This is a genomic window from Pedobacter sp. B4-66 (assembly GCF_018492665.1).
GTDB lineage: Bacteria > Bacteroidota > Bacteroidia > Sphingobacteriales > Sphingobacteriaceae > Pedobacter.
In genome coordinates this window covers 523,133-536,010 of sequence record NZ_JAFVME010000001.1, presented here as the reverse complement: position 1 = coordinate 536,010, position 12,878 = coordinate 523,133, and the positions used below count along the sequence as shown (strand labels likewise).

11 protein-coding genes are annotated in these 12,878 nt (G+C 33.0%); all 11 read left to right on the top strand.

Features of this window, described 5'->3' with window-relative positions; genetic code table 11:
- The first annotated feature begins 72 nt into the window (after positions 1–72).
- The 11 genes from J1905_RS02145 to J1905_RS02095 all read left to right on the top strand — a co-directional run bounded on the left by J1905_RS02145 (position 73) and on the right by J1905_RS02095 (position 12,618).
- Complete coding sequence (locus J1905_RS02145; protein ID WP_214225525.1) at positions 73–1,164, top strand: NAD-dependent epimerase; 1,092 nt, start codon at positions 73–75, stop codon at positions 1,162–1,164.
- A 215-nt stretch (positions 1,165–1,379) separates the two neighbouring features.
- The gene (locus tag J1905_RS02140) at positions 1,380–3,137 is read left to right on the top strand and encodes a pectate lyase family protein (RefSeq protein ID WP_214225524.1); all 1,758 of its coding nucleotides are present in this window, start codon (positions 1,380–1,382) and stop codon (positions 3,135–3,137) included.
- 114 nt (positions 3,138–3,251) lie between these two features.
- A complete protein-coding gene (locus tag J1905_RS02135; RefSeq protein WP_214225523.1) occupies positions 3,252–4,316 on the top strand; it encodes a glycosyltransferase family 1 protein in 1,065 nt (354 codons plus the stop codon).
- A gap of 36 nt (positions 4,317–4,352) precedes the next feature.
- Positions 4,353–5,492, top strand: coding sequence for a glycosyltransferase family 4 protein (locus J1905_RS02130; RefSeq protein WP_250317965.1), 1,140 nt, complete (start codon positions 4,353–4,355; stop codon positions 5,490–5,492).
- A 157-nt stretch (positions 5,493–5,649) separates the two neighbouring features.
- Entirely contained in the window at positions 5,650–6,669 is a 1,020-nt protein-coding gene (locus tag J1905_RS02125; protein ID WP_214225521.1) for a GNAT family N-acetyltransferase, read from the top strand.
- Positions 6,670–6,708: 39 nt separating this feature from the next.
- A complete protein-coding gene (locus tag J1905_RS02120; protein WP_214225520.1) occupies positions 6,709–7,512 on the top strand; it encodes a phytanoyl-CoA dioxygenase family protein in 804 nt (267 codons plus the stop codon).
- A 39-nt stretch (positions 7,513–7,551) separates the two neighbouring features.
- Positions 7,552–8,547 (top strand): hypothetical protein, encoded by a 996-nt coding sequence (locus J1905_RS02115; protein ID WP_214225519.1) that lies wholly within the window; start codon positions 7,552–7,554, stop codon positions 8,545–8,547.
- 93 nt (positions 8,548–8,640) lie between these two features.
- Positions 8,641–9,147 (top strand): GNAT family N-acetyltransferase, encoded by a 507-nt coding sequence (locus tag J1905_RS02110; protein WP_214225518.1) that lies wholly within the window; start codon positions 8,641–8,643, stop codon positions 9,145–9,147.
- A gap of 87 nt (positions 9,148–9,234) precedes the next feature.
- Positions 9,235–10,272 (top strand): GNAT family N-acetyltransferase, encoded by a 1,038-nt coding sequence (locus J1905_RS02105; RefSeq protein WP_214225517.1) that lies wholly within the window; start codon positions 9,235–9,237, stop codon positions 10,270–10,272.
- A 27-nt stretch (positions 10,273–10,299) separates the two neighbouring features.
- Entirely contained in the window at positions 10,300–12,213 is a 1,914-nt protein-coding gene (locus J1905_RS02100) for a polysaccharide biosynthesis protein (RefSeq protein WP_214225516.1), read from the top strand.
- A gap of 30 nt (positions 12,214–12,243) precedes the next feature.
- Positions 12,244–12,618, top strand: a complete 375-nt coding sequence (locus tag J1905_RS02095; RefSeq protein WP_214225515.1) for a helix-turn-helix domain-containing protein — start codon at positions 12,244–12,246, stop codon at positions 12,616–12,618.
- Positions 12,619–12,878: the final 260 nt, after the last annotated feature.

The following is a 12,878-nucleotide window of genomic DNA, read 5'->3' as shown; positions in this document are numbered from 1 at the left end:
TTAGCAATTAAACAAGTTTTTCATTTACACAGAAATTTCATCTCAGATTATCATTACTAAAACCTAAATCATATGAAAATTTTAGTTACCGGTACAGCCGGATTTATTGGCTTTCATTTGGCCAAACGTTTATTAGAAAGAGGGGATAGTATTGTTGGGATAGATAATATCAATGATTATTATGATGTTGACTTGAAATATGACAGGCTGCTTGAAACGGGAATTGATGCTAAAAATGCGATGTATGGCCAATCCATAATGAGTACAAAATATCCAAATTATACTTTTGTTAAATTGGATATCTGTGATAGCGAAAAATTAGCAGATTGTTTTGAAGAGTTTCATTTTGATGCAGTATGCAATTTGGCCGCACAAGCTGGAGTTAGGTACAGTATTACCAATCCAGCGGCATATATCGATACCAATATCAGAGGGTTTTTAAATGTGTTAGAATGTTGCCGAAACTTTAATATTGGACATTTGTTATATGCCAGCTCATCAAGTGTATATGGTATGAACAAAAAAATGCCTTTTTCTACCCACGATAGCGTAAACCATCCGGTATCATTATATGCCGCCTCTAAAAAAAGCAACGAATTAATGGCGCATGCCTATAGCTCATTGTTTAATTTACCTACAACCGGCTTAAGGTTCTTTACCGTTTATGGCCCTTGGGGCAGACCAGATATGGCTTTGTTTATGTTTACCAAAGCCATAATGGAGGGCAAACCGATTGAGGTTTTCAATAATGGTGAAATGAAAAGAGATTTTACCTATGTAGATGATATTGTAGAAGGTATTATTAGGGTAATTGATACACCCGCCGAGTCAAATCCAAATTGGAATGAAGAAAATCCAGATCCTGCAACTTCAAAAGTGCCGTATGCAGTATACAATATTGGTAGGGGAGAACCTGTAAGCCTATTAGATTTTATTAATGAAATAGAAATACATACTGGAATTAAAGCCATTAAAAAATTGCTGCCAATGCAAGATGGGGACGTAGCAGCAACTTCGGCAAATATCGATGACCTAAAAAACAAATTATGCTATCAGCCAATGGTTTCAGTACATAAGGGGGTTTACCATTTTGTGAAATGGTTCAACAACTATTATACATCTATTGTACATAAAGTTCAAAAAAATATACAAAAGAGCGCTTAGTTTGTCATTTTAATGTCATTAGTGTCTTTAGCGAAACTTTACAAATTTTATAATAAATCGATTAACAAACGAATCGTAAGTGCTTGAAAAACAAGTCTTCCTAAAATAATTTTTCTTAAACGAAACACTTAACTGCTTCATTATCTGTATTTTTTGAAATATATAATCTTCCGCATTTGCGTTAGAGAGTAAATTTTAAAAATAAGATAAGAACAATGCAAGTAAAGCGTACATCAATTAACAAAGTGATTTTAACAACCTTATTCTTTACAACAATTATTAGTTTCAGTAGTTGTGAAAAAAACGAGGCAGAACTGGTAAACCCAGCAACTAACGAAATATATGATACAAATGGTATAGCGACATTACCAAGTACTAAAGGCACAACTGCAATTTTAAGCCCAACTAGCTTTAAATCTGATGGAGGTTTTAGTTACAAATTAAGAGAAGAGATTTCAAATGGGGATAGCAATTCAGCACCAACTCAATCTATATTAAGATTATATGAAAACGGTGTTGAAATAGGCCCTGCACATTCAATACATGATGATATCAGAAATGTTGGAAAAGGAAGGTTTAGCCACTGGGGGTCAACTGTTATCTTTTCAGCATCTGATAATAGCGATCCGAGAACAAATGGTAGAAAATATACCTATACCATGGGTGATCCTGTACCAGTTCCACCTAGCTCCGCTATTGCGATTAATGTAAGTACTGGTAAAATTGATGCCAAATATTCATTTAGAGTTGCAATGGATCCAAGATTGATAAGCGATTCGAGTAATCAACCAAAAGCATCTACTGTAAGAGTTTATGAAAATGGTGTAGAAATTGGCCCAGCACACTCAGTACATGATCAGATTAGAAATATAGGTGGTGGCCGTTTTAGTCATTGGGCAGGTTTTTTATATTTTTCAACATCTGATAATTCAAACCCTCAAACCAACGGTAGAAAGTATACTTATACTGTAGGCGCGCAAGGAACAACTCCTCCGACAATAGCTCCTCCAACAACAACACCTCCTAGTGGAACGGATCAGGGTGTTTCATCAACAAAACCAATTGGTTATGCAGCTGTTAATGGAATGACAACAGGTGGTGCAGGTGGACAAACTGTTACGGTTACTTCTTTGTCACAGTTAAAAAGTGCAGCAGGTTCGTCATCGCCGATGATTATTAAAGTTTCAGGTACGATAACTGGTACTGGAAGTGTTGCTGTAAGATCCAATAAATCAATTATTGGTCTAACTGGAGCAACACTTAATGGCGTAGGGCTAAGATTGCATGGCACTAGCACTAGTGATTATGTAAAGAATATAATTATACAAAATTTAAAAATTAAAAATGTTATTGCAGTCGATCCTGTAACTGGTGGTGGTGATAATGATGCTATTGGTTTAAAGTGGGCAGATCACGTATGGGTTGACCATTGTGAATTATCTGCAGACCTTTCTCACTCAGATTGGGAATATTATGATGGACTTTTAGACATATCAAAACAGTCTGATTATGTTACCGTTTCATGGACTAAATTCTCAAACAGCTTTAAAGGAACAGGTGTGGGTGGTAGTTCTGATGCTGGGCAAGGTAGACTACGTATTACTTATCACCATAACCTATTTGAAAACATAGGCGAAAGGGCTCCTAGTTTTGGGTATGGTACGGGTCACCTATTTAATAACTACTTCTTAAAAAGTGCTACTTCAAGCGGTTATTCTGTAGCTTCTCGTTCAGGAGCAGTTGTTTTAGTAGAAAATAACTACTTTGAGAGTATAAATAACCCGATAAGAACTGACCTTGAGAGTCCAGGAGGATACGTTGGTGGTTTAGCTACTAATATCTTTAAGAGTAGTGGTGCTGCAAAAGTAACCACTTCAGCTTCTAGTTTCGTACCAACTTATGAGTACAAATCCGGGCTTACAGCAGCAGCGAGTGTTCCTTCTGTTGTACTAGCGGGAGCAGGACAAAAATAAGTAAAAGCTAAAGTCAAAAAATACAATATTTAAATAAACTATTAAAGCCGCCTGTATAGGTGGCTTTAATAGTTTATAACATTTATTTTATAAGCTAAATTAGAATTCTCAGTTATGATTACGTTAAAAATTCTTTCTTTACCACGAACAAGATTAAGCTCGGATTTGCACCCTTTTTATAGATGGAAAAATCAGTTTAGAGATCATGGTATAAATATTGAAATAATCTTCAATCACAACAATAAAAGGATGTACAATGCAGATCGTGTTCTTTTATATCATAGATATTTTGATCATGGGATGAAAAACGCTTTAAAAAATGTTTCTGAAAATGATAGCAGATTAATTAATTATTTATATGAATTAAAAAAAAATGTGGGTAAGCTTGTTTGGTTTGATGCGGATGATTCATCAGGCACAACTCAATTTCCTGTAATTAATTATGTAGATACTTTTGCCAAAAAGCAAATATTAAAAAACACGGAATACTATACTGAAAAAAATGAGAACAAAAATGTTAATGTTTGGTTAGATCCAGAACTTAAACAAAAGAAATTCCTTCCTTGTCCTGATGATCAATTACATAAAATTAAAGTTGGTTGGAATATAGCCTATTTTGATCACAGATATTTTAGATTACAACATCTCTTAAGTAATTATGTTAATTATAAAATTTGTCCACTTAAGTTCACAAATGTAGATGAAAAAAGGGTTTTAGACTTGTCATTTAGAGGCATGATAAATTATAATAAGCAAATTGTAACAGTATCTCAAAGGAATACATTATTAAAAATGCTTAATACTTTAAACTTAAATGTTGCGACTGGTGATATTTTGCCCCGTAAACAATATTTAGGGGAATTGAGCCAATCAAAAGTTAGTATTAGCCCTTTTGGATATGGGGAGATTTGTTACAGAGATTTTGAAACTTTTATTTCTGGATCCTTATTAATTAAGCCATCGGTTGAACACCTAGTGACATTCCCGAATTTATTTATCCCTAATGAAACATATATACCAGTAGCTTGGGATTTAAGTGATTTTAAAGAAAAAGCCGAGCACGTTGTATCCAATTATAATCTTTATAAACATATAGCTATTAATGGACAAGAAGTCTATAAGCGTACAATTAACGACCCCGAAATTTTTATAAATGCTGTTAAGCAGGTTATTATGTAAACCTGGCTGACCTCTATAAATCTGATTAAATTGATCATGTTGAAAAAGAAAATCCTTATCGCCTGCGATTCTTCGCGTACATTATTAGATTTTAGAGGTAAATTAATAGAGGAGCTTGTTAAAAATAACGAGGTTCATGTTTTTACCCCTAAAATTTGCCAGCAAAATGTTGCCGACACATTGAACAATCTTAATGTTATTGTGCATGAAAACGAATTAAATGGTAGTAATGTATCTATTCTTTCCGATCTTAAATATATAGCGGGTTTATACAAAATCATTAAAAACATAAAACCAGATATATTTTTCCCTTATACCTTTAAACCTGTAATATACGGTACCGTAATTGCCAAAATTTGCAACGTAAGCCGTATAACACCTATGCTAACTGGTTTAGGCTATAATTTCACCAATGCCGGAACAAAAAAGAAAATAGTAAGTAGAATAACTAAAATTTTATTAAAATTTAGTTTAAATGCTAATAAAAGGCTCCGGATAATTTTTCAGAATAAAGACGATTACAACAAATTGTTAGAGGCAAAAATAATTGGTTTAAAGCATAAAGCCTATGTTGTAAATGGTTCTGGTGTAGATTTATCACATTACGATTACTCGAAGCCAGATATGAAAAATATTAGCTTTTTAATGATTGCCAGATTAATTAATGCCAAAGGCATCAGAGAATTTTACGAAGCCGCTAAACTAGTTCAACTTAATTTTCCCAGCGCAAAATTTACACTTATTGGCCCCTATAATGACAATATTGACACGATAAGTGAAGAGCTGTATCAAAAAATTCAATTGGGCAATGTTATTGAATATGTTGGTGAAGTAAATGACGTAAGACCATATATTAAAAAAGCATCTATTATGGTATTGCCATCTTATTATGGCGAGGGTGTGCCCAGGTGTTTGTTAGAAGGTATGGCCATGGGCAGACCAATAATTACGTGCGATTCGGTAGGTTGCAGAGAAACTATTGCCATTTTGCCAAGTAAAAAAAATGGGTTTTTAATACCCATTAAGAATATTTCTGTATTGGCCACGACAATGGAGTACTATATTACCAATTCAAAAGATATAGTTTTAAATGGTATTAATGGTAGAAATTACGCACAAGAAAAGTTCGACGTAAATCTGGTAAACACCGAAATGCTTAAAATAATGCAGGCATAAAAAGGACATTTGAAACAAAGCTTTTTTATAAAATATTGTTGTTGATTATTTCCTGGTTCCTCATGTCTAACCAACATTGTTCTTTAGAATCCCTTGCCGGAATCCCTATCGGCAACGCAATTAGATCTTTAATAAAAATTAACTCCTTTTTTTCGCTATGGCCTATCAAGTTATTTCTATACAGCAAGAAAGCAAATGGGTTTACTACATTAAAAATGCAGTAGATTATGATTTTTATCATACATGGCATTACCATGCTATGGACAAAAGGGGCGAACCCCTTCTTTTTGTTTACGAAGAAGAAGAAAGTTTTATTGCATTACCTTTAATAAAACGCGATATATCTAACTCCATTAGCTTCGATTTAACTTCTGCTTATGGTTATGTTGGTCCCATATCAAACAAAACAAATGAGGATTTATCGGATTGTTTTTTGGAGAAGTTTAAAACATCATTTTTAAATTTCATGCATAGCAATCAATATATCTGTGTTTTTTCAAGGCTTAATCCCTTTATAAAGCAAGAACCGCTATTAAATAAAATAGGTGGGGTTTCCAGCAATGGCAAAACTATATATATGGATTTAACCATTTCTTTAGAAGAGCAACGAGCCAATTACGAGAAAAGGTTAGGGAGACAAATTCGTCAATTACGAAAAGTAAATTATACTATTAAGGAAACTACTGAGCCAAACGATATTAAAACTTTTACGGCTATGTATAATGATAACATGCATAGGTTACAAGCCGATAAAAGCTATTTTTTTAGCGAAGAATATTTTACAGAAATATTAAAAAACAACGAATCGGGCAGCAAGTTGATCACCATATTTGACGGTAGCCAAATGATTTGTGGCGCCATTGTTTTATATTCTGGCAATATCATTAGAAACCATTTATCGGCCACCAGTGCTACACACGTTAATCAATCGCCAAGTAAATTGCTTACCGACGAAATTAGTGTTGTGGGTAGAAAATTGGGTTTAAAATATTTTCATTTGGGCGGAGGTGTTGGCGGTAAAGAAGACTCTTTATTTAAGTTTAAAGCTTCTTTTTCTAATCTTACTTTAGAAGATAATATCTGGCGGTTTATTGCCGATAAAAATACATACGATAAACTTGTTGAGGGTGCTAATAAAAATTCAAATTATTTTCCTTTATACAGAAGTCCTAATTAAGCAGGTTTTTAAAATGAAAGAAATTTAAATTTTAATGTTATGGAAAATAAATTTAACTATTCTGAAGCCACCATTGGCGATTTTGATGGAGCAATTAATGAATTTGGCTGGGTTGTTTACGAAAACGCTTTAAGCGAAGACTTGGTTGCCGAAATTATCGGTGATTTGGATAGGGCATACTCTTTAAGGAGACAAATACAAATAGAAAATGGGATAGATACAAATATGGAAGGCACCCTACATCATTTGTTAGAGCCCAACAATTTTGGTTTGCATTTTTTGGAGCAAATGTTCTGCGACAAGGAAATGAAACATTTTTTAAAAGGAAACTATATTTTAAATGGCATGAGTGGTGTAATTAATGCTAAAAACTCAAGGCCTTACGTTCAAAATGTGCATCGCGATTTAAGAAGTTTTACCGATGAACTAAAAATGATGATTCAAATGATTGTATTGCTTGATGATTTTACAGAAGATAATGGTGCAACTTATTTGCTTTCGGGCTCACATAAATATGATATAAAACCGGATAATGATTATTTCTATCAGCAAGCAGATAGGGCAATAGCAAAAAAAGGCAGCATCATATTATTTGATTCGAGTTTATGGCATGCTGCCGGCAAAAATTACACTGATAACAATAGGCGAGTATTAACATTGAGTTTTACCAAACCATTTTTTAAACCACAATTCGATTTTCCACGATTTTTAGGTTACGAATTTGGCGAAACACTAAACGAAGATTTAAGGCAAGTTGTAGGTTATAATGCTCGCGTTCCTGCAAATTTATATGAGTTTTACCAGCCACCACATAAAAGAATGTATTTATCTAATCAAGGATGAAATTCTTATGTAAAGTCTAATAATCAATCAACTTATTTTATGAACTTGTACAAAGAAAATTCAAACGCAATTGGCGGTTTTTTTCAGCTGCAACTGCCTGTCCGAGAAGAATATTATCCTTCATTAATTAAATTAAACACCAGTAGAAATGCTTTAGAGTATATACTAAAGGTAAAACAGTACACCAAAATTTATATTCCGTATTTTACTTGTAGTGTTTTACTAGAGCCTATACTAAAATTAGGTGTTGCCTACGAGTTTTATTCAATTAATAGCGAATTAGATCCTATTATTGATTTTGAAATTGGGCCTACTGAATGTTTTTTGTACACCAATTATTTTGGCTTAAAAAGTAGCACCATTAATAGCTTATGCAAAACCATACAAAATATTGTAATAGATAATGCTCAAGCTTTTTTTTCTGAACCGATTTCAGGAGTTGATACTATTTATTCATGCCGTAAGTTTTTCGGGGTATCTGATGGGGCTTATTTATATCTAAATATAAATACGAGATTAGATTTAGAAACTGATGTTTCAGTAGAGAGATTTACTCATCTTATAAAAAGTATGGATATTGGAAAAGAGGAGGCTTTTGGAATTTATCAAGAAAATGAAAAAAGATTAGAAAATCAAGATATTAAACAAATGTCTGTCCTAACCCAAAAAATCCTTTCTGGTATTGATTATCAAAGCTGTAAAAATACAAGAAACGAAAATTTTAGTTTTTTACATGAGAGCCTGGCTGAACTAAATGAACTGAATATTGAGATGCCCGTGCCAAATGGGCCACTTGTTTATCCATTTTTAGTAAATAATGAGGATGTTAGAAATAAACTTATTGAGAAAAAAATATTTACGCCAACCTATTGGCCTAATGTTTTTGAGTGGACAAATAATCAGATGATTGAAAATTACCTTGCTAAGTATTTGGTTCTTTTACCAATAGATCATCGCTACAATTTAAATGACATGAAATTAATTGTTAAATCATTAAAAGAGGTGTTGTTATTAAGCAATAAATATTTATGCTAATCTAATGCCATTGGGTAAACAAGTGACAAAATTTTGAATAATTTATTTCTTCATAATAAATCTTCGCGAGTTTACAGCATTAATCCAAATTGTATGAAACACGCTGTTTATATAAGGCCATTAGTTTTAGATGATGCTCAAGTCTCTTATCAATGGAGAAATGATGCTGAAGTATGGGAATTAACTGAGTTTAAGCCAGATAAATTGATTTCTTTAGAAATGGAAGAAGAATGGTTGAAGAGTAAATTAACTAACAATAACGAAAAGAGATTTGCCATTTGTTTGGCAGAAAATCATAAATATATAGGTAATATTCAGTTAGTAAATATAAACAACGGACAAGCTGGGTACCATATATTTATTGGTGAAAAAAACTTTTGGGGACTGGGTATTGGCCAGCAGGCTAGTCAATTAATATTAGAATATGCTTTCTCTGAATTGGGTTTAGATGAAGTTTCACTAGCAGTTAACGCATCAAACACCCCGGCAATTACAGTTTACAAAAAATTAGGTTTTGTATCTACTGTTCATGACGAAAATAATGGCTTAATAAAAATGATACTCAGTAAAAATCAATTCTATAAAGTACATCTTACTTAAGGACGGAAGTCATAGAAACTGATGGTTTTATGGAAACGTAATTGGCCAAACTGTAATTCAATCTCTTAACGTAAAAACAACATCATTATGAGGAAATTAATTACCATTGATCAAAAAGAAGAATGGAACACCTATATTAAAGAATCACATAGCTACGATTTTTACCATACCTGGAGTTATCATGCTATTGATAAAGGTGGCGATCCTATCCTTTTTGTATATCAAGAAAAAATAGATTTTATAGCTTTTCCATTTATAAAAAGGTCAATTCCAAATACTTCTTTCTTCGATTTAAGTTCTGTTTATGGCTACACAGGCCCAGTATCGAACAAAAAGTTTGAAGATTTGGATAGTTGTTTGATAGATAACTTCAAAAAATCGTTTTTAGAATTTCTTGAAAATGAAAAAATTGTTACGGTATTCTCCAGACTTAATCCGTTTCTGAATCAAAACTTTTTAATTCAAAAATTTGGTTCTTTACATCGAAACGGAAGAACAGTAGCGATAGATCTTCGGTGTACTATTGAAACCCAACGAAAAAAGTATAGAGAAACCACTGCCAAACACATAAAACGTTGCATTAAGAAGGGGTATTTTATACAAGAAAGCAAAAGTCCTGAAGATGTAGAGGCTTTTTATAATATCTATAGCGAAAATATGCAACGTGTTGGCTCAACAGATTTTTATTTATTTAATAAACAACATTTTATAGAACTTCTTCAGTCTGATGAAATAGATTGCCGCTTAGTTCTGGTTTATGCAAAAGACAAGATAATAAGCGGACAAATTATAGCCTGCACAAACGGCATTGTAGAGGCCTATTTATTGGGTACTTTACAAGAGTATTTAAAAGATTCTCCCGCTAAATTTCTATTTGATCAAGTTAGTGTAATTGGTCGAACATTAGGTATGAAATACTATCATTTAGGTGGTGGATTGGGCTTTAAAGAAGACTCGTTATTTTATTGGAAAACCGGTTTTTCAGATTTGTTTTTTAATTATAACAGTTGGCGCTATATCGCCAATGAAACCGTGTATTACCATTTGGTAGAAAAAACAGGTAATGATATAAACAGTACTGTCGATTTTTTCCCGCTTTACAGACTGTTGCCACAACAAGCTTAAATAATTTTCACAAATAGTTTAAAGGCTATGATAAAATTAATTCTCCCCGAAAGAATACACTCCAAATGGCTTATCTTATTCATAGATCAGGTAATTATTATCTGCACTTTATGTTTAGCTATTTTTTTAACAAACGGAAACGATTATGCCGTTTTTTTTAATGGGCAAAACCATCTTTTTATATGGGTGTATAGTTTTATATCTGTTGGCGTATTTGTGTTTTTAAAAGTAAATACGGGCATTATCAGGTATTCCAATACAGAAGATATGTTGCGGATTTTTTTAGCTGTTTTTTCTGTAAGCCTGTTATTTATGAGTGTTTACGCAGTGTTTTTTCAATTGTTTCCATTGCATTTTGCTGGTTTCGAAAAAGCACTGATTTTAAATTTCTTTATATCTTCATCTTTGCTGGTGCTTTTAAGAATCACTGTTAGGGCTTTATACAATTCGATTAAAAATTTAGGGGAGATTAAAAAAGAAAATATCCTTATTTATGGCACAACTCATCATTCGTTGCTCATTAAAAAAGCAATTGATCAAGATAATACCAGTAACTTAAATATTGTTGGTTTTATAGATGATGATATAGATAGGGTAGATAAGCATATTGAACAAAAAAATGTTTTCGCATTTCGCGCATTGTCGTTATTGAAAAATAAGTATCAGATTGCTAGAATTTTAATTTCAGAAAATGCATTAAGCACCTCAAATAAAATAAAATTTATTGATTTGTGCGGCAATGCCGAAATTCCAATGGTTAAAGTACCATCGGCCGATAAGTGGCTGTATGGGAAGTTTGCTACAGACCAGCTTAAAGATTTAAAAATTGATGATCTTCTGGAAAGAGAACCCATAAGACTTGATAAGCAAAATATACTAAGAGAGTTAAGCGGTAAGCGTATCCTTATTACTGGAGCAGCAGGTTCAATAGGTTCAGAAATTGTAAGACAGGCCATCAACTACCATCCACAAATGCTCATTCTTTGTGATCAGGCTGAAACGCCTCTGCACGATTTAAAACTTTGTTTAGAAGACAATCTGCAAGCCGATAATGTGAAAGTTTTTATGGCTAATATTCAAAATCCCAGCCGTATCAGAACTTTGTTCGAACTCTATAAACCCGAAATTGTTTTTCATGCTGCGGCTTATAAACATGTACCCATGATGGAGGAAAATCCTTCGGAAGCAGTTTTAACCAATGTATTGGGTACTAAAAATTTGGCTGATTTATGCGTAGAATTTGAAGTGGAAAAATTTGTAATGATTTCTACAGATAAGGCTGTAAAGCCCACAAATGTAATGGGGGCATCAAAAAGATTAGCCGAAATATATATTCAATCGTTAAATAGTCTAGAAAATAGGGTTAACGGGACCGTAAAAACACGTTTTATTACCACCAGGTTTGGTAATGTACTGGGATCGAACGGTTCGGTAATACCAAGATTTAAAAGCCAAATAGAACGCAGAACCGCCATTACTGTTACCCATCCAGATATTACCCGCTATTTCATGACCATTCCCGAAGCAGTTGAGCTGGTGTTAGAAGCAGGGGCAATGGGTAAAGGTGGAGAAATTTTCTTGTTCGACATGGGCAAGCCCATTAAAATAATCGATTTGGCTTTAAACATGATTAAACTTGCCGGCCTAAAACCTTATGTAGATATCGATATTGTTTTTACTGGATTAAGGCCAGGAGAAAAAATTTACGAAGAACTACTTTTGTTAGAAGAGAAAGCTATAGCTACACATCATCCAAAAATTAAAATATCACAAAATATAGCCTATAACTACCTATATGTAAGCCAGATTATAAAAGATCTAATTGACATCAGCCAAAAAGGAGATGACTTTAATATGGTTAGGAAAATGAAAGAAATTTTGCCTGATTTTATCAGCAATAATTCCCGATACCAAGAATTAGACCTGCTTGAGGCTAATTAAGAATCCAAGTTTCACATTTATTGTATAATTATGAAGATCAATGTAGGGCACGTTCTAGAACAAGCTGTTCGCATGGAGCGTATAGGAATTAGTGAACTTTCTCGCAAACTTAAAGTAAGCAGAAGAACAATTTACAACTGGTTTAAGCAAGAGGATTTAAATCCGCATATTATCTTAAAAGTTGGCGATGTGATTGGGCACGATTTTACCAGAGAACTTCCTGAAACTTTCATGAAAAACTATCGTCATTTGCTCGAAACCGAAACTCCTTCGGTTGCAAATGAAATTACACAAGATAACAATTTGGTTTATTTCTGGATGAATAAATATGTTGTCCTTTTAGAAAAATATAATGAGGTGTTAAATCTCATCTCTGAAAATTCTAAATCTCAGAACAATAAGTGAGTTTGAAAAACTACAGAATATTTATAACAATTACCCTCAGCTCATATGAAACATCTAAGTCAGGGAAATATTAATCTTTTTCGACTTACTTACTTTGGTAATACAATGCTTTTCCACCCTAGCCTATAATGCTTCACCATCTTTTCTATCATATTGTGAAAGATTGTTTCCTGTTGGATAATGGTGCGCATTTGCTTGAAGTTTGATTTTGGTACCCTCTTTCCTTGGGTAATATCATAATCCGATGGTGTTTTGGTATA

Bases quoted from the DNA above. Each gene is read 5' to 3' on its own strand.
- J1905_RS02145 (WP_214225525.1), top strand. From the start codon at position 73: ATGAAAATTTTAGTTACCGGTACAGCCGGATTTATTGGCTTTCATTTG.
- J1905_RS02140 (WP_214225524.1), top strand. From the start codon at position 1,380: ATGCAAGTAAAGCGTACATCAATTAACAAAGTGATTTTAACAACCTTA.
- J1905_RS02135 (WP_214225523.1), top strand. From the start codon at position 3,252: ATGATTACGTTAAAAATTCTTTCTTTACCACGAACAAGATTAAGCTCG.
- J1905_RS02130 (WP_250317965.1), top strand. From the start codon at position 4,353: ATGTTGAAAAAGAAAATCCTTATCGCCTGCGATTCTTCGCGTACATTA.
- J1905_RS02125 (WP_214225521.1), top strand. From the start codon at position 5,650: ATGGCCTATCAAGTTATTTCTATACAGCAAGAAAGCAAATGGGTTTAC.
- J1905_RS02120 (WP_214225520.1), top strand. From the start codon at position 6,709: ATGGAAAATAAATTTAACTATTCTGAAGCCACCATTGGCGATTTTGAT.
- J1905_RS02115 (WP_214225519.1), top strand. From the start codon at position 7,552: ATGAACTTGTACAAAGAAAATTCAAACGCAATTGGCGGTTTTTTTCAG.
- J1905_RS02110 (WP_214225518.1), top strand. From the start codon at position 8,641: ATGAAACACGCTGTTTATATAAGGCCATTAGTTTTAGATGATGCTCAA.
- J1905_RS02105 (WP_214225517.1), top strand. From the start codon at position 9,235: ATGAGGAAATTAATTACCATTGATCAAAAAGAAGAATGGAACACCTAT.
- J1905_RS02100 (WP_214225516.1), top strand. From the start codon at position 10,300: ATGATAAAATTAATTCTCCCCGAAAGAATACACTCCAAATGGCTTATC.
- J1905_RS02095 (WP_214225515.1), top strand. From the start codon at position 12,244: ATGAAGATCAATGTAGGGCACGTTCTAGAACAAGCTGTTCGCATGGAG.